The sequence below is a fragment of the Bradyrhizobium sp. cir1 genome, from assembly GCF_014198245.1.
In the GTDB taxonomy this organism is placed as follows: Bacteria; Pseudomonadota; Alphaproteobacteria; order Rhizobiales; family Xanthobacteraceae; genus Bradyrhizobium.
In genome coordinates, this window is sequence record NZ_JACIHE010000038.1 from 34,977 (window position 1) to 50,129 (window position 15,153).

At 65.3% G+C, this 15,153-nt stretch carries 17 protein-coding genes; 9 read left to right on the forward strand and 8 right to left on the reverse strand.

What is annotated here, in order from left to right:
• Nucleotides 1-52: 52 nt before the first annotated feature.
• Entirely contained in the window at nucleotides 53-1,192 is a 1,140-nt protein-coding gene (locus GGD63_RS37520; RefSeq protein ID WP_183250027.1) for an amidohydrolase/deacetylase family metallohydrolase, read from the forward strand.
• Nucleotides 1,193-1,199: 7 nt separating this feature from the next.
• Here the strand turns inward: GGD63_RS37520 and GGD63_RS37525 are convergent, their stop codons facing one another.
• Genes GGD63_RS37525 through GGD63_RS37535 form a run of 3 tightly spaced genes read right to left on the reverse strand, consistent with a single transcriptional unit; the run spans nucleotide 1,200 to nucleotide 2,697 of the window.
• A complete protein-coding gene (locus GGD63_RS37525) occupies nucleotides 1,200-1,793 on the reverse strand; it encodes a TlpA disulfide reductase family protein (RefSeq protein WP_183249995.1) in 594 nt (197 codons plus the stop codon).
• Nucleotides 1,786-2,247 carry a DsrE family protein gene (locus GGD63_RS37530; RefSeq protein WP_183249997.1) on the reverse strand — a complete coding sequence of 154 codons (462 nt, stop codon included), beginning with the start codon at nucleotides 2,245-2,247 and terminating at the stop codon, nucleotides 1,786-1,788. The genes GGD63_RS37525 and GGD63_RS37530 overlap by 8 nt, the downstream gene beginning before the upstream one ends.
• Before the next feature lie 21 nt (nucleotides 2,248-2,268).
• Entirely contained in the window at nucleotides 2,269-2,697 is a 429-nt protein-coding gene (locus tag GGD63_RS37535) for a DoxX family protein (RefSeq protein ID WP_183249998.1), read from the reverse strand.
• 103 nt (nucleotides 2,698-2,800) lie between these two features.
• On the opposite strand from GGD63_RS37535, the gene GGD63_RS37540 reads away from it, so the two are divergent.
• Entirely contained in the window at nucleotides 2,801-3,685 is an 885-nt protein-coding gene (locus GGD63_RS37540) for a LysR family transcriptional regulator (protein ID WP_183250000.1), read from the forward strand.
• Nucleotides 3,686-3,691: 6 nt separating this feature from the next.
• On the opposite strand, the gene GGD63_RS37545 is transcribed toward GGD63_RS37540, so the two are convergent.
• Both GGD63_RS37545 and GGD63_RS37550 read right to left on the reverse strand, forming a co-directional pair.
• A complete protein-coding gene (locus GGD63_RS37545) occupies nucleotides 3,692-4,837 on the reverse strand; it encodes an acyl-CoA dehydrogenase family protein (RefSeq protein WP_183250002.1) in 1,146 nt (381 codons plus the stop codon).
• Between the two features lie 139 nt (nucleotides 4,838-4,976).
• Nucleotides 4,977-5,921, reverse strand: a complete 945-nt coding sequence (locus GGD63_RS37550; RefSeq protein ID WP_246785812.1) for an SDR family NAD(P)-dependent oxidoreductase — start codon at nucleotides 5,919-5,921, stop codon at nucleotides 4,977-4,979.
• 71 nt (nucleotides 5,922-5,992) lie between these two features.
• Between GGD63_RS37550 and GGD63_RS37555 the strand changes: the two genes are divergently transcribed.
• Both GGD63_RS37555 and GGD63_RS37560 read left to right on the forward strand, forming a co-directional pair.
• Entirely contained in the window at nucleotides 5,993-6,640 is a 648-nt protein-coding gene (locus GGD63_RS37555; protein WP_183250004.1) for a TetR/AcrR family transcriptional regulator, read from the forward strand.
• Nucleotides 6,641-6,665: 25 nt separating this feature from the next.
• The gene (locus tag GGD63_RS37560; RefSeq protein ID WP_183250006.1) at nucleotides 6,666-7,343 is read left to right on the forward strand and encodes an alpha/beta family hydrolase; all 678 of its coding nucleotides are present in this window, start codon (nucleotides 6,666-6,668) and stop codon (nucleotides 7,341-7,343) included.
• Between the two features lie 81 nt (nucleotides 7,344-7,424).
• Here the strand turns inward: GGD63_RS37560 and GGD63_RS37565 are convergent, their stop codons facing one another.
• Nucleotides 7,425-8,399 (reverse strand): ketopantoate reductase family protein, encoded by a 975-nt coding sequence (locus GGD63_RS37565; RefSeq protein ID WP_183250007.1) that lies wholly within the window; start codon nucleotides 8,397-8,399, stop codon nucleotides 7,425-7,427.
• Between the two features lie 150 nt (nucleotides 8,400-8,549).
• Between GGD63_RS37565 and GGD63_RS37570 the strand changes: the two genes are divergently transcribed.
• Nucleotides 8,550-9,353 (forward strand): enoyl-CoA hydratase-related protein, encoded by an 804-nt coding sequence (locus GGD63_RS37570; RefSeq protein WP_183250010.1) that lies wholly within the window; start codon nucleotides 8,550-8,552, stop codon nucleotides 9,351-9,353.
• Nucleotides 9,354-9,356: 3 nt separating this feature from the next.
• Here the strand turns inward: GGD63_RS37570 and GGD63_RS37575 are convergent, their stop codons facing one another.
• The gene (locus GGD63_RS37575) at nucleotides 9,357-9,629 is read right to left on the reverse strand and encodes a hypothetical protein (protein ID WP_183250012.1); all 273 of its coding nucleotides are present in this window, start codon (nucleotides 9,627-9,629) and stop codon (nucleotides 9,357-9,359) included.
• A 167-nt stretch (nucleotides 9,630-9,796) separates the two neighbouring features.
• Complete coding sequence (locus tag GGD63_RS37580) at nucleotides 9,797-10,681, reverse strand: LysR family transcriptional regulator (protein ID WP_183250014.1); 885 nt, start codon at nucleotides 10,679-10,681, stop codon at nucleotides 9,797-9,799.
• Nucleotides 10,682-10,792: 111 nt separating this feature from the next.
• Between GGD63_RS37580 and GGD63_RS37585 the strand changes: the two genes are divergently transcribed.
• The 4 genes from GGD63_RS37585 to GGD63_RS37600 all read left to right on the forward strand — a co-directional run bounded on the left by GGD63_RS37585 (nucleotide 10,793) and on the right by GGD63_RS37600 (nucleotide 14,982).
• Nucleotides 10,793-12,160: an FAD-dependent oxidoreductase gene (locus GGD63_RS37585; protein WP_183250016.1), complete on the forward strand. Its 1,368-nt coding sequence runs from the start codon at nucleotides 10,793-10,795 to the stop codon at nucleotides 12,158-12,160.
• A 33-nt stretch (nucleotides 12,161-12,193) separates the two neighbouring features.
• Nucleotides 12,194-13,198: an ABC transporter substrate-binding protein gene (locus GGD63_RS37590; RefSeq protein WP_183250018.1), complete on the forward strand. Its 1,005-nt coding sequence runs from the start codon at nucleotides 12,194-12,196 to the stop codon at nucleotides 13,196-13,198.
• Between the two features lie 190 nt (nucleotides 13,199-13,388).
• Entirely contained in the window at nucleotides 13,389-14,162 is a 774-nt protein-coding gene (locus GGD63_RS37595; RefSeq protein ID WP_183250020.1) for an ABC transporter ATP-binding protein, read from the forward strand.
• On the forward strand, nucleotides 14,155-14,982 hold the full coding sequence (locus tag GGD63_RS37600; RefSeq protein WP_183250022.1) for an ABC transporter permease: 828 nt from the start codon (nucleotides 14,155-14,157) through the stop codon (nucleotides 14,980-14,982). Before GGD63_RS37595 ends, GGD63_RS37600 begins: the two co-directional genes overlap by 8 nt.
• The last annotated feature ends 171 nt before the right edge of the window (nucleotides 14,983-15,153 follow it).

Consider the following 15,153-nt stretch of genomic DNA (forward strand, 5'->3'; position numbering starts at 1 on the left):
GGCACCTTCCAGCCCGGTCCATGCCTGTCCTTTGCCATATCCGGAGACCATGATGCCTTTTGACTTGATCCTGCGCGGCGGGCGGGTCGTTGACCCCTCTCAGAAGCTCGACGCCGTGACGGATGTCGCATTTTCGAACGGCAAGGTCGCCGCGATCGGCAGCGGGCTCAAGGCGGATCCGGGCACGGATGTGCGCGACGTTTCGAAATACATCGTCACGCCGGGGCTGATCGATCTGCACACCCATGTCTATTGGGGCGGTACCTCGCTCGGCATCGATGCCGAGGAGTTCTGCCGCCTCTCCGGCGTCACCACGGCGGTGGACACCGGCAGCGCCGGTCCCGGCAATTTCGCGGGTTTTCGCAAGCATGTGATCGAGCCGAGCCAGGTCCGCATTCTCGCTTATCTGCACGTCTCGCATGCCGGCATCTTCGGCTTCTCGCACCGGATCATGGTCGGCGAGAGCGAGGAGCTGCGGTTGATGAATCCGATCGAGGCGGCCAAGGTGGCCGATGCCAACCGCGATCTCATCGTCGGCATCAAGGTGCGCGTGGGCTTGCATTCCTCGGGCACCTCAGGGCTGGTGCCGCTCGACATCGCGCTCGAGGTCGCCAACGAGGTCGGCATGCCCCTGATGGCGCATATCGACCATCCGCCGCCGAGCTATGAAGAGGTGCTGGCGCGCCTGCGCCCCGGCGACGTGCTGACCCACGCGTTCCGTCCCTTCCCCAACACGCCCGCGACCGCGCAGGGCACGGTGAAGAAGGTGGTGCTGGACGCGCGCGAGCGCGGCGTGCTGTTCGACATCGGCCACGGCAAGGGCTCGTTCGCGTTCAAGACCGCGCGCGCCATGCTCGCCAACGGTTTCTATCCGGACACGATCTCCTCGGACATCCATCAGCTTTGCATCGATGGCCCCGCCTTCGACCAGGTCACGACCATGTCGAAATTCCTGTGCATGGGCATGGAGCTGTCCGATGTGGTCGCGGCCTCGACGGTGAACGCGGCGATGGCGCTGCGCCGCCCCGAACTCGGCAGCCTCAAGCCCGGCAGCGTCGGCGACGCCACGCTTGTCACGGTCAGGCAGGGTCAGTTCGACTATGAGGACGTCGTCGGCGAGCACCTGATCGGCGATCGCAAGATCGTCTCGGAGGGCGTCGTCATCGGCGGCCGCTGGTGGCATCCGAACTGAGACGGCACTAACCCTGTTCGCGATAGAATTGCAGCAGCCGCGCGCCCGCGGGTGAGAGCCAGTCGGGCGCCCCAGTGATGTAGCCCTCGACGCGTCCGCTCGTTCCGACCAGATAGGTGATGGGCATGCCGACCAGCGAGAACGTCGTGGTCGATGCTTCGGCCGCCGCGCCGTAGCTGTCGGCATGGCAGGCGAGGTACTGCACGGCGAGGCCGCCGAGAAATGCGCGGATCTTGCGCAGGTCTTTGGTGTCCGTGCAGATCGCGACGATGTCGAGCCGGTTGGGCCGCGCGCCCGCAAGGCTTGCGAGCATCGGCAGATCGAGCTTGCAGGCCGCGCACCAGGTCGCCCAGAAGTTCACCAATGTGATGTGGCCCGGCTTTGCCGTCACGATGACGTCCTTGCCGTGCACGTCCTGAAGCCTGAGCTGCGGCATCAATGCGCGCGGGCGGACCACCGTGAACTGGCTGCGGCCGGCCTCGAACACCGGCGGCCAGCTGTCCTGCGCGCGGGCCGCGCCCGGGACAGCGAGCGAGGCTGCCGCAGCCATCAGCATCGATCGCCGCGACAGCGCAACGCCTTCGCGTGCCGCCCTACGCATGGATATAAGCCCAGCCCTTCAATTGCAGATCGACGACGCGCCCGATCCCGAACGGGACGAGGCTCGCACCCGGGATCAGCGGGATGGAGATCTGCTCCTTGGCTTCCGCGATCGCTTTGGACGAAGCGCACGTGCTGTAGGTGAGGTTGGGCACCGACTGCCGCAGTGTCGCGAGCGGCTCGACCAGTGGGGTCTTGTCCGCGCGGAAGACGTCGATGCCCTTGCCGTTGGCGACGATCTCGATCAGCAGCCGCGCGCCCCTGTCGGCAAAATGCCTGGAGAGGTTGGCCGAGTAGCTGATCGCATGACCCATGACGTAGGGCTCGTTGCTGTCGATCAGGATCACGACACCGTCGAGGCGATCCTCCTTGGCCGCGGCGGTGCCGCCGGCCGTGAGGATCGATACGCCGGCGAGCAGGCCCCTGCGGGACAAACGATTGAAAAGTGTCGTCACGTTAGCGTGCCCGCTATCGCATCAGAACTGGCGCGGTGCGATCGGCGCTTTGCTGTTACGTCCCCACAGCACGAAGAGGCTGAGCGCGAGCAGGACGAGGTTGAGCGGTGTTGTCGCAGCTTCGCCGCGCGAGAGATGGAAGACGAATGCGAACACCTGCAGCACGGAGCAGCCTAGCGCGGCCAACACAGTCAGTCGCGGCAGGATCCGGGTCAGGGCCGGCAGAAGAATGCCGATGCCACCGGCGAGATCGACCAGGGCGACGGAACGGACGAACGTTGGGGAATACTCGCCCGCAAATGGCATCATCGCGGCTAGCTGCGGAATCGGCGTGGTCAGCTTGACGAACCCCGCCGAGACGAAGACGGCGGCGAGGACGATCTGGGCGGCCCAGAGGCCGATGCGGAGGGCGCGGCCGGGGGTGGCGGTCTCGAAGGTGGTGGTGGACATGACGGTTCTCCAGAATGTGAGGGTTGCCACCATTTGATGGTTTCACTGTTTTTGATCATTATCGGTTCCGGGATAGGTTCATTTCCTGGATGTTGATGATCTGATGGATACGCTGGTCAGCATGAGGGTGTTTTGCCTGGTCGCCGAGCTGAAGAGCTTTGCGGCTGCGGCGCAGCGCCTGCGCATCTCCCCCGCCATGGCGAGCAAGCATGTGATGCAGCTCGAGAAGCGGCTGGGCACGCGGCTGCTCAACCGGACCAGCCGCCGCGTCAGCCTGAGCGAAAGCGGCGCGCTCTATTTCGAGCAGGCGCGGCAGATGCTGGATTCGCTCGACGAGGTCGAGGCTGCCGTCAGCAAGGCGACCGTCGTACCGCGCGGTACGCTGCGCCTGACCGCGCCGGTGTGGATGGTGAACACGATCTTCGCACGCGTACTGGCGGCTTATCAGGCGCGATATCCGGATGTGCGCCTCGACATCGATCTCAGCGGCCGACTGGTCAACCTCGTGGAAGAGGGGTTCGATCTCGCTCTGCGCGCGACCGCCGCGCCCGACGAGGCGCTGATCGCGCGCCCCATCACCAACGTTCCCTTCTACATGGTCGCCGCGCCGGCCTACCTCAAACGCGCAGGGCGCCCGGCCAGAATCGCCGACATGGCCGGCCACGCGCTGTTGCAATACGCGCTTTATCCCGGCGAGAGCTTCTCTTTCCAGGGCGAGAACGGCCCCGAGACCATCAAGCTCGCCCCGGTGCTGCGCAGCGCCAACGAGACGCTGCTGCACATGGCCGCGCTCGAAGGCATGGGCCTCGCCTTCCTGCCGAAATGGCTGGTCGCCGCAGACATCGCTGCGGGGCGTCTCGAACATGTCGTGCCGGACCAGGTCGTCTTCGTCGGCAAGCTGTTCGCGGTCTATCCAAGCCGCAAATATCTCTCCGCGAAAGTGCGGACCTTCATCGACTTCATCGCCGCCGACAAGCGGATGAGGTAGCTGCTCCTACAACGACCGCGCGATCAATAGCTTCATGATCTCGTTGGTGCCGCCATAGATCTTCTGGATGCGGGAATCGATGAAGATGCGCGAGATCGGGTATTCCTGCATGTAGCCGTAGCCGCCGAACAGCTGCAGGCATTCGTCGGCAGTCTGGACCTGCTTGTCCGAGCACCAGTATTTCGCCATCGACGCCGTCACGGTGTCGAGATCCTTTGCGATCAGCCGCTCGATGCACCAGTCCACGAAGACACGCGCGATCATCGCCTCGGTCTTGCGCTCGGCGAGCGTGAAGGCGGTGTTCTGGAAATCCATCAGCGGCTTGCCGAACGCCTTGCGCTCCTTGGTGTAGTCGATAGTGAGCTTCACCGCGCGCTCCATCGCGGCGACGGCGCCGACCGCGAGCGCGAGGCGCTCCTGCGGCAGTTGCTGCATCAGCTGGACAAAGCCCTGGCCTTCTTCCCTGCCGAGCAGGTTTTCCGGCGGCACGGTCACGTTGTCGAAGAACAGCTCCGACGTGTCGGAGGCGTGCAGGCCGATCTTGTCGAGGTTGCGCCCGCGCTTGTAGCCGTCCGCACCTGAAGTCTCGACCACGATCAGCGAAATGCCCTTCGCGCCGGCCTCGCCGGTGCGCGCGACCACGATGACGAGATCGGCGGCCTGGCCGTTGGTGATGAACGTCTTCTGGCCGTTGATGACGTAGGAATTGCCCTGCTTCTTCGCCGTGGTCTTGACGGCCTGGAGGTCCGAGCCGGTGCCGGGCTCGGTCATGGCGATGGCGCCGACCATCTCGCCCGAGGCCATCTTCGGCAGCCAGCGCTTCTTCTGCTCCTCCGAGCCGTAATTGAGGATGTAGTGCGCGACGATGGCGCTGTGCACGGAGACGCCGGTGGTCAGCTCCGGCACCGTGCTTTCGAGATCATCGAGCACCGCGGCGTCATAGGCAAAGGTTGCACCCAGGCCGCCATATTCCTCCGGCACGCTCGCCAGCAGCGCGCCCATCTCGCCGAGGCCGCGCCAGGCGAAGCGGTCGACCATCTTCTGCTCGCGCCATTTCTCGGCGTGCGGCGCCAGGTCCTTGGCGAGATATTTCCGGAACTGGTCGCGGAAGACATCGAGCTCTTCGGTCATCCAGGAGGAGCGGTAGGACATGGTTACCTCGATCGGTGATGTCACTTTGCGACTGCCGGAGCGTCAGGCCTGCCACAGCGACCGGTACGGGCGCAAGGCCCGGCGCCTGTGTTACGTCAATCGAGATCGCATTGAATTGTGTTTTCAGGCTGCGCGGGGTCTACCCGCCATGTGCGGTCTTGCCGCCGTCGATGACAAACTGGCCACCGGTCGTATAGGGATGATCGTCGGAGGCCAGCACGAGCGCAAAGGCGGCGATCTCCTCGGGCGTCGCCACGCGCTGCAACCCGGGAACGTTGGACTTGGCCCATTGCGCGATGCCGACATGCCAGGCGGCGTCGGGCAGACCCTCCATGCCGGCGAGGCGGCGAATCATCGGCGTGTCCGTGGTGCCGGGGATCAACGTGTTGATGCGGATGCCGTGCTTTGCGTAGTCGAATGCCGCGGCCTGGACCAGGCCGACCAGCCCGCGCTTGGCCGCCGAATAGGCCGAGCGCCTGGCGGTCGTGCCGATGGCGTTCGAAGAGGAGGTGACGACGATCGAGCCGCCTTTCTCCAGCATGTGTGGGATCTCATACTTCATCGACAGGAACACGCCGCGCAAATCCGTGCTGATCACGTCGTCGAATTCGGCTGCGCTGTATTCGTGCAGCGGCCTTTCGATCGAGATGCCGGCATTGTTGAAAGCGACGTCGAGCTGGCCATGGCGTTCGATGGTCTTGTCGACCAGCGCCTTCACCTCGGCCTCGTTGCGGACGTCGGCGCGAACGAAGGTTGCCTCACCGCCGGCCTCGCGAACGTCGTTCTCCACCTGCTTGCCGCGCTCGACGTTGCGCCCGCAGAACACGATCCGGCCGCCCTCGGCGGCGAACATCAGGGTCGCGGCCCGGCCGATGCCAGAGGTGCCGCCCGTGACGATCACGACCTTGCCCTCGAATCGGCGTTTGCCGCTGGGTTTCTGCTGTGGCAGCGCCGCACCCTGGCCGAGCGCCACGCCGCCCGCGAGGCCGCCGACCGCGCCGGCGAGCACACCCAGAGCTGCGCCACCGACCAGGTGACGACGCTTTACCGGGCTCGTCGTGGTGATATCCTGCATTTCGGTCATTTCGAACTCCGGTCGATCCATCTGAACAGTGTTAAGATAGATACGGCGCAATCTGAACAGTGTCAAGTTACATGAAAAAACGGACCTCTCCCGCCAGCCGCAGCACCCGGATCGCCCAGCCAGAGCCTGGCTATCATCACGGCGAATTGCAGGAGGCGCTGATCGCCGCAAGCGAAGCCATTCTCGCCGAGCAAGGTGCCGAAGGTTTCACGTTGCGCGAAGCCGCGCGCCGCGCCGGCGTCTCGCCGGCCGCTCCATCGCATCATTTCGGCAATGCCCAGGGCCTTTTGACCGAGGTTGCGATCCGCGGCTACGACGCGCTTGCCGGCGTCTTGCGGGAGGCGGCGTCCGGCAAAGAGGGCGCGCGCGAAAAACTCCATGCCCAGGGCCTTGCCTATGTCGATTTTGCCCTGCGACATCCCGGCCGCTTCCAGATGATGTTTGCGAACAAGCGCCTCGTCGCCGACGACGCGCGCCTCAGGCAGGCGAGCAGAGCCGCCGGCCAGGCGTTCGAGGTCGTCGTCGCCGAACTGGTCGGCGGCAGGCCGAAGGAGGCGAGGACGGCGGCCGCGGCGGCCTGGTCGACCGTTCACGGCTTTGCCAAGCTTGCACTCGAAGAGAAATTCGGCTCAGTGAAGAACGAGGGGCGCCGCGAGGTCATGATGACGCTCAACCAGGTCCTGGACTACCTCTGGCCCGCGAGGGGCGCGCGCTGCTAGGTGCAGATCGAGGCTGCAAGACGCCATGAGGAGCAAGACGACTGAGCTCAAGCTCGACATCGAACGCATCGGCACGGTCTCGGCCATCCTGACGCTGCCGGACGATGCGCGCGCCTGTTACGTGCTGGCGCATGGTGCGGGTGCGGACATGCGGCATGCGTTCATGGAGAAGGTCGCGGCGGGCCTCAGCGAGCGCGGCATTGCGACGTTCCGCTTCAATTTTCCCTACATGGAAGAGAAGAAGGGACGTCCCGACCAGCCGGCGGTTGCGCACGCCGCGATTCGCGTGGCGGTCGCGGAGGCGGCGCGGCTGTGCCCCGGCGTGACGCTTGTCGCCGGCGGCAAGTCGTTCGGCGGGCGCATGACCTCGCAGGCGCAGTCCAAGTCGCCACTGCCTGGCGTCAAAGGGCTCGCCTTCCTCGGGTTTCCCCTGCATGCCGACAAGAAGCCGTCGTCCGAGCGCGCCGAGCACCTCGCCGGTATCACTGTCCCCATGCTGTTCCTGCAAGGCACCCGCGATGGTCTTGCCGACCTGAGCTACCTCAAGCCTGTCGTCGAGAAGCTCGGGGCGAAGGCGATGCTGCATCAGGTCGAAGGCGGGGATCACTCGTTTGCGGTGCTGAAAAAGTCTGGCCGGACGAATGACGAGGCGCTCACGGAGGTGCTGGACGCGCTCGTAGCCTGGATCGACCAAATCGCCTGAGGCACGAGCATGATCCGGAAAAGTGCGCGGCGGTTTTCCGAGAAGATCGTGCTCCAAAAGATAATGTGAAGCGCTTGCGCTTCACGCCGAATAGAGCCCCTTGTCGCGCGCCTTCTGGATCGCCAGCGCGGCGATCAGGTCGAGCGTCGGCGTCGACAGGCCGGCGGTGCGCGCGAAGGCGGCCGGGGCCTTCACCAGCACGTCGATCTCCATGGCGCGGCCAAGCTCGTAATCCTGCAGCAGCGACGGCTTGTGGTTGGGGGCGGGCCCGCTGCGCGTCACGCGCTTGACCTCGGGGATGAAGTGCTGGGCGATGTCGTTGGCCTCGTTCAGCATGCGCGGAATGACCTCGGCGAAAGCGGGGTCGTCGCGTACGCCGCGCGCGGTCTGGCCGGTGAGAAGGCACAGCACCGACAGCGACATGTTGGTCAGCAGCTTTGACCAGATCGCTTCGCGGATCTCGGCCACCGGTGGTGATTCCAGCCGCGCGTCGTTGAAGACGTTGCGAAGCTTCGTGATCCGCTCGCAATTGCGATCGTCGCATTCGCCGATCAGGAGGCGGTTGCGGTCCGGCGTCAGGTTCTGCACCACGCCGGGCGCGGTCACCTCGTTGGAGGAGAAGATGACGCCGCCGATGATCCGCTCTTTCGGAATGCAGGCGCGCAGGCGGCCGCCGGGATCGAGGAACGAAATGTCCGGCGGTGTCGGATGCCGGGGCGGCAGGCCGATACCGTACCACCAGGGAATGCCGTTCTGCGCGAACACGATCGCGGTGTCGTCCTGGAGTAGTGGCTTGATGCTGGAAACCAGTCCCGTCAGCGCGGTCGCCTTCAGCGTGGAGATCACGACGTCCTGCGGGCCGAGCTGGGCCGGATCCCCTGACGCGTTCACCTTGGCGCTAACCTCGGAATCGCCGACCCGCAGCTTGAGGCCGCCCGCGCGCACCGCCTCGAGATGCGCCCCCCGCATCACGCATGAGACCTCATGGCCGGCGCGTGCCAGCCGTACCGCAATGTGGCTGCCGACGGCGCCCGCGCCGAAAATGCAGATGCGCATGTTGATCCTGTCCCTGATCTCTTGGTGCCATCAGGCGGCAGCATGACACAAGCCGCCATGCGATGGACGCGGCTGCCCTACGCCGGAAAGATATGGATCGGGATGCGTGGCCTCGGTCATAGTGCGCGGCAAACAACCGGAGGATCGCCGATGACTGCCAGCCCTGTCCTGTGGACCCTGGATGAACGCGGGGTTGCGAGCGTCACGTTGAACCGGCCGGAGGTCAACAACGCCTATGACGGCGCGCTGATATCAGGCGTGCTGGCGGCCATGGACGATCTGGCCAAGAAGCCGGCCTTGCGGGTCGTCGTTCTCAGGGGCAACGGCAGGCATTTCCAGGCGGGCGCCGACCTCAAATGGATCAATGGCGTGCGGCCGCAATCGACGGAAGCAAACGAGGCGGCCTCGCGTGCGACTTTCGAGGCCGTGCAGCGGCTCAACACCTTGCCGATCCCGACGGTCGCGTTGGTGCAGGGCGGCTGCTTCGGCGGCGGCACCGGCGTGATCGCGGCCTGCGATGTCGTGATTGCCGCGGACAACGCCCTGTTCTCCATCACCGAGGTGCGCTGGGGCCTGACCGCCGCGATCATCATCCCACAGCTCTGCGACGCCATCGGGGTCCGGCAAGTCCGTCGTTATGCTCTCACCGGCGAGCGCTTCGGAGCCGAGGAGGCCCGCCGCATCGGCCTCGTCCATGAGGTGGTGCCGCTCGCCGATCTCGAAGCCGCCGGAGCCAAGGTGGTCGAGCAGTTGCTCGCCAACGGACCCGAGGCGATGGCCGAGACCAAGAAGCTCTCGCTGGAGAGCTCGTTCGGCGGCATGGCGGTGGACGATGCGGCGTATTCGCGGCTCGTGCAGCTGCATTCGCTCAAGCGCCAGAGCGCGGAAGCCGCGGAAGGGCTGGCGTCGTTTGCGGAGAAGCGGGCGGCGAGTTGGGGTGGCGGGAAAGGTTGAGCTTCAGCAGCCGCGGCAGATGTTGTTGATGCTCCGATAGACCGCGTCGTCGTCCTGCCGCATCTGGCGCATCGTTTCGAGCGTCGTGCTCTCCTCGGTCGGCGCGGCCGGCTTGCGCTTCGCGGCGAGCTCTTCCTCCTGCCGCTTGTAGCAGGCCTCACGATCGGGCTTGGCCTGGATGAAGCGGCAGTTTTGCTCCAGGGCCGAGGCGGGAGAGGCCGAGAGCGCGAGGGCAGTCAGGGCGGCGAGAGTAAATTTCACGAGAATCGAATCCATGGCGACGCTTCTCTCAGGTCCGTCCTGCGAGAGCAACTGCGAAGTTGTGACGGGTGCGCGACGCGGCGCGCACCGCGTAGCCCGGATGAGCGAAGCGACATCCGGGAATGTCGCGAGAGTCCCGCATGTCGCTTCGCTCATGCGGGCTACGGCCACCTGGACACGGGCTACAGCGACGGTGCGAGTGACGTCTTGAGCAAAGTCAGCAGCGCCTGCACCGCGGCGGCGTTGCGTCGCCGTTCCGGAATTGCGGCCTTCACCCACAATTCTGGAATCGGAAAGTCGCGCAGCACGGGCTTCAGCCAGCCGTCACGCAACGCATCCGCCACGAGGTAATGCGACATCAGCGCGATGCCGTTGCCGGCGATGGCGCTGCGCGCCAGCACGTGGCCCTCGTTGGAGGACAGCAATGGACTGACCTGGATGCTGATGCGGCCGCGCGGCCCGTCGAAGACCCATTCCGGGCCGGTCGGCAGGAAGCTCAGGCAGCGATGCTCGACCAGGTCGCGCGGATGTTTTGGCGTGCCGTGCTTCTTCAAATAAGCGGGCGAGGCGCAGAGCAGGCGCTTCAGCAAACACAGGGGCTCGTCGACTACACCGCCGAACGAATGCGGGAAGGCGCCGATGGCGATGTCGAAGCCTTCGGTGACTGGATCGACCGGGCGATCGATCAGCACGATATCGAGCTTGAGCCGCGGGTTCTGGGTCTGGAATGCGCTGAAGGCGTCGGCGAGCCGCGCCACCGTCAGCGAGGTCGGCGCCTTGATGCGGAGGTGATCGACGAGATCGTGGCCCTTCTCGCCCATGCGCGAGAGCAGGTCGGTGGCATCGGTGACGACACCGCGCGCGCGATGCACGTAGCGCTGGCCGGCTTCGGTGAGCCGCAATTGCCGCGTCGAGCGGTGAAACAGCGCTGTGCCGATCCGCGCCTCCAGTTGCGTGACGCGCTTGGCGACGACCGAGGTCGAGACATTGAGCTTTCGCGCGGCGGCGGAGAAGCCGGCGGCGTCCGCGGTGGCGAGGAAGGCCTGGAGGTTCACGAGGATGTCCATTTCGACCTTTCTCGATTCGCGAAAGTTGATCGCCTATTTTGATGGATTGTAGCCCGCTACGCGTTAATTCATAGTCGGCCGCAAGCAAGGAATTTTGGGAAGGGACGCGCCATGCGGGCCACGACGATCGATGAACCAGCGCGCAAAGTGCCGCTCTACGGCGAATATGAAGTCGTCGTGCTCGGCGGCGGTCCGGCCGGCATCGTGGCGGCGGCCTCAGCGGCGCGTGCGGGGCGGAAGACGCTGCTGATCGAGCGCTACGGCTTTCTCGGCGGCATGGGCACGGCGGCCGGCGTCACCAATTTCTGCGGCCTGCACGGCAATGTCTACGGCAAGGCGCACCGGCTGGTGCAGGGCATGGCGTCCGAGCTGTTGGCACGGATCGATCTCCTCAATGGCCTCAACACGCCGCACCTGATCCTCGGCAAGGTCTTCGCCCAAGCCTACGACACCGCGGCCTACAAGATCGCGGCCGATCAACTGCTCGCGAGCCACAAGGTGCACATCCTCTTCCATGCCCTCGGAGCCGGCGTTGTGATGAGTGATGACCGCCGCATCGACGCGCTGCTGGTCGAGACCAAGGCCGGCCGGCAGGCCGTGCGCGCGGAGATTTTTATCGATTGCTCCGGCGATGGCGATCTCGCGGTCTGGGCCGGCGCACCGTTCGAGATCGGCGACGAGCACGGCCATCCGCTCTATCCCTCGATGATGCTGCGTCTCAACGGCATCGATCCTGACAAGGCCGGTGATGCCTGGCGCACCATCCCGCAATTGATGGAAAAGGCGATCGCGGCCGGCACGCATAAATTTCCGCGGAAAAGCGCGATCGTGCGACCGCAAAAATCCGGCATCGAATGGCGGGTGAACTTTACACAAGTGGCGCGCGAGGACGGCCATGCCATCAACGGCATCGAGCCCGACGATCTCACCCGCGGCGAGATCGAGGGCCGCAAGCAGGCGCTCGCGGCGTACGAGTTCCTGCGCAGCACCGTGCCCGGCTTTGAAAAATCCTACATCGTCGATTTGCCGCCGCAGCTCGGCATCCGAGAAACCCGCCGCATCAGAGGCGGCTATCAGCTCAGCGGCGCGGACGTGCTCGGCTGCGCATCGTTCGAGGACACCATCGGCGTCAATGGCTGGCCGATCGAGGCCCATGTTCCCGGTGATGTCGTCTTCACCTTCCCGCCGATCCCGGAGTCGCGCGGCTACAATGAGCTGCCCTACCGCATGCTGGTGCCCGAGGGCGTCGACAACCTCCTGGTCGCCGGCCGCTGCGCTTCCATGACCCATGAGGGGCAGTCGGCCGCGCGGGTCTCCGGTGCCTGTTTCGTGATGGGCGAGGCAGCCGGTTCCGCCGCCGCATTGGCGCTCTCCGGAAACCGGATTCCACGCGAAATCCCCATTGAAAAATTGCAGGAAACGTTGAAACAACAGGGCGCCTTCATTGGGCGGGATCAGCCCGTGCCAGAAGGTCTGTGACGGGCAGCTAAAGAAGACGACGGAGGAAACGGGATGATCGGAATTGCAAGGCTCGCAGCTGCTGGCCTGATGGCGATCATGGCGATGGGCACGGCGCGGGCCGAGGATGCGCTGAAGGCCAAGGTCGGCGTGCTCCGTCTGTCCTCCTCTGCGCCGGTCTTCATCGCGCAGGACAAGGGCTATTTTCGCGACGCCGGCTTGGAGGTCGAGCTGAAGTTCTTCGACGCGGCGCAGCCGATCGCGGTCGCCACCACCTCGGGCGACGTCGATTTCGGCGTCACCGCCTTCACCGCCGGTCTCTACAATCTCGCCGGCAAGGGCGTGCTGAAGGTGATCGGTGGCATGAGCCGCGAGAAGCCCGGCTATCCCCTGATCGGCTATTTCGCCAGCAACAACGCCTATGCGAGCGGTCTGAAGACGCCGAAGGACCTCGCGGGCAAGCGCGTGGCGATGACGCAGGTTGGCTCCTCCTTTCACTATTCGCTCGGCCTGCTCGCCGACAAATACGGCTTCAAGCTCGCGGACGTGAAGATCGTGCCACTGCAATCGCTGTCGAATGCAGCCGCCGCACTGAAGGGCGAAACCGTCGATGCAGCGCTTCTCCCCATCTCGACCGCGCGAAAACTGATGGACGAGGGCGGCGCGAAATTCCTGGGCTGGGTCGGCGACGAGACGCCGTGGCAGCTGGGCGCGGTGTTCGCCTCGCCGAAGATGCTGACCAACAAGGCGCTGGTCACGAAATTTCTCGGCGTGCTCGCAAAAGCCGACCGCGAATATCACGACACCATCCTCGCCGCGATGAAGGACGGCACAGCGCCGATCAACGAGCAGACAAAGCCGCTGCTGGAGATCATCGCGAAGTACACCAACCTGCCGGTCGAGCAGGTGGTCGGCAACTGCGCCTATATCGATCCCGACGGCAAGCTCGACGTGAAGAACGTCGACAACCAGATCAAATGGCTGCAGGAGCAGGGATTCGCGGACAAGGGTTTTGACGCGAATGCGATCATCGCCAAGGATTATGTGAAGGCGGATTGATGCTGCGCACTATATTCTCTCCCCGTCATCCTGAGGTGCGAGTAGCGCAGTGCATCTGCACTGCGCTACGAGCCTCGAAGGATGTACGGCCGAGCAGCATCCGGGCCGCACATCCTTCGAGGCTCGACTTGCGGCGCGCCGCAAGTCGAGCGCCTCAGGATGACGGGGCGAGAGTGAGAGGGCGCAGCCCATGGACCTGATCGCCAACCACATCTCCCACCATTTCGGCGATCTCGCCGTGCTCGACGACATCTCCTTCACCCTTAGTGCTGGCGAGGTGGTGGCGATCGTCGGTCCCTCCGGTTGCGGCAAGAGCACGCTGCTGTCGATCCTTGGCGGGCTGTTGCAGCCGACGTCGGGCGCGCCCGAGCTGCGCGGGGCGCCGCCTGCGGACAGTCTCAATCCGCTCACCTTCGTGTTCCAGGATTTTGCGCTGCTGCCTTGGGCCACGGTGGAGGAGAATGTCGAATTCCCGTTGCTGCATACCCAGCTCTCGGCAGCCCAGCGCCGCGCGCTCGTCGACGATGCCCTGCGCCGCACCGGGCTAACCGACTTTCGCCAGACCTACCCAAAACAGCTCTCCGGCGGCATGCGCCAGCGTGTTGGCATCTCGCGCGCGCTCGCGGTCAGACCTGCGATCCTGCTGATGGACGAGCCGCTGTCAGCGCTGGATTCGCAGACCCGCGAGCTGCTGATGGAGGACTTCGTCCGCCTGCTCGCCGATGGCGGCATGGGCGCGGTCTATGTCACCCACAATCTCGAAGAAGCCGCACGGCTCGCCGACCGCATCGTGGTGCTGTCGCGCCGCCCCGGCCGTATCCGCGAGGTCGTGACCGTGCCGATGACACGCGCGGCGCGCGGCGAGGCGACGGCGCGTGAAAAGCTGCTGGCGCTGCAGAATCAGATCTGGTCGTTGATCCGCAACGAGGCGATCGATGCCGAGCGCGAGGTCCAGCATGCTTGACCGCGCGCCGGTGACGGAAACATCAGAGAAGGCTGAGGCGATCCGGCGCGTCCGCTTCCGCGGCGCCGGCTTCGTGCCCGCGTCGAGCCGCTTCGGCGGCTGGATCGCGCTCGCCCTCGTCATCGCGGTCTGGCAGGCCGCCGGAAGCACCGGCCTCGTCAATCCGCTGTTCCTGCCAGCGCCGTCGGCGATCGCGCGCGCGATCTACCAGCTCGCGATTTCAGGCGCGCTCTGGGAGCATCTGTCCGCCTCGCTGCTGCGCATCGGGGTCGGCTGGGTGCTCGGGACTGCGGCCGGTGTCGCGGTCGGCTTCGCCATCGGCCTGTCGCGGCTGGCGCGCAGCGTCGGCATCACCTTCATCTCGGCGCTGTTCCCGATTCCGAAGATCGCGCTATTACCGCTGTTGATCCTCTGGCTCGGCATCGGCGAAGAGCCGAAGATCGCGACCATTGCGCTTGGCGTGTTCTTCTCGACCGCGATCTCGGTCTACAGCGGCGTCGATGCGGTGCCGCGCAACCTCATCCGCATGGCGCAGAGCTTCAACGTTCCCTTCGCAACCATCGTGCGGAAAGTGATCTGGCCGGGCGCGCTGCCGGCGATCCTCGCCGGCTTCCGCATCACCGCCTCGGTGGCGCTGCTGCTCGTCGTCAGCGCCGAGATGATCGGCGCGCAATACGGCATCGGCGCCTTCGTGCTCCAGGCTGGCAATCTGATGCAGACCGATCAGCTGCTCGCGGGCGTGGTGATCCTGTCGGTATTCGGGCTCGCGGTGGGCAAGGTGATCGGCTGGCTGGAGACAAGGTTGCTGCACTGGCGGTAGCCGCATTCACCGCTGCCGTAGGGTGGGCAAAGCGATAGCGTGCCCACCATTTAGAAGACGTGGGCACGGCGCAGGGGCGCCTTTGCCCACCCTTGTTTTAGCGCACTGGATTAGAATGGCCTCGTTCCGTGAGGAATGGCCCAGCCCGGGTGGCCGCCCGAGCTGGGCTGC

Excerpts from the sequence above, each read along its gene's own strand:
- GGD63_RS37520 (WP_183250027.1), top strand. The coding sequence starts at position 53 with ATGCCTTTTGACTTGATCCTGCGCGGCGGGCGGGTCGTTGACCCCTCT.
- GGD63_RS37525 (WP_183249995.1), bottom strand. The coding sequence starts at position 1,793 with ATGCGTAGGGCGGCACGCGAAGGCGTTGCGCTGTCGCGGCGATCGATG.
- GGD63_RS37535 (WP_183249998.1), bottom strand. The coding sequence starts at position 2,697 with ATGTCCACCACCACCTTCGAGACCGCCACCCCCGGCCGCGCCCTCCGC.
- GGD63_RS37540 (WP_183250000.1), top strand. The coding sequence starts at position 2,801 with ATGGATACGCTGGTCAGCATGAGGGTGTTTTGCCTGGTCGCCGAGCTG.
- GGD63_RS37545 (WP_183250002.1), bottom strand. The coding sequence starts at position 4,837 with ATGTCCTACCGCTCCTCCTGGATGACCGAAGAGCTCGATGTCTTCCGC.
- GGD63_RS37550 (WP_246785812.1), bottom strand. The coding sequence starts at position 5,921 with ATGACCGAAATGCAGGATATCACCACGACGAGCCCGGTAAAGCGTCGT.
- GGD63_RS37555 (WP_183250004.1), top strand. The coding sequence starts at position 5,993 with ATGAAAAAACGGACCTCTCCCGCCAGCCGCAGCACCCGGATCGCCCAG.
- GGD63_RS37560 (WP_183250006.1), top strand. The coding sequence starts at position 6,666 with ATGAGGAGCAAGACGACTGAGCTCAAGCTCGACATCGAACGCATCGGC.
- GGD63_RS37565 (WP_183250007.1), bottom strand. The coding sequence starts at position 8,399 with ATGCGCATCTGCATTTTCGGCGCGGGCGCCGTCGGCAGCCACATTGCG.
- GGD63_RS37570 (WP_183250010.1), top strand. The coding sequence starts at position 8,550 with ATGACTGCCAGCCCTGTCCTGTGGACCCTGGATGAACGCGGGGTTGCG.
- GGD63_RS37575 (WP_183250012.1), bottom strand. The coding sequence starts at position 9,629 with ATGGATTCGATTCTCGTGAAATTTACTCTCGCCGCCCTGACTGCCCTC.
- GGD63_RS37580 (WP_183250014.1), bottom strand. The coding sequence starts at position 10,681 with ATGGACATCCTCGTGAACCTCCAGGCCTTCCTCGCCACCGCGGACGCC.
- GGD63_RS37585 (WP_183250016.1), top strand. The coding sequence starts at position 10,793 with ATGCGGGCCACGACGATCGATGAACCAGCGCGCAAAGTGCCGCTCTAC.
- GGD63_RS37590 (WP_183250018.1), top strand. The coding sequence starts at position 12,194 with ATGATCGGAATTGCAAGGCTCGCAGCTGCTGGCCTGATGGCGATCATG.
- GGD63_RS37595 (WP_183250020.1), top strand. The coding sequence starts at position 13,389 with ATGGACCTGATCGCCAACCACATCTCCCACCATTTCGGCGATCTCGCC.
- GGD63_RS37600 (WP_183250022.1), top strand. The coding sequence starts at position 14,155 with ATGCTTGACCGCGCGCCGGTGACGGAAACATCAGAGAAGGCTGAGGCG.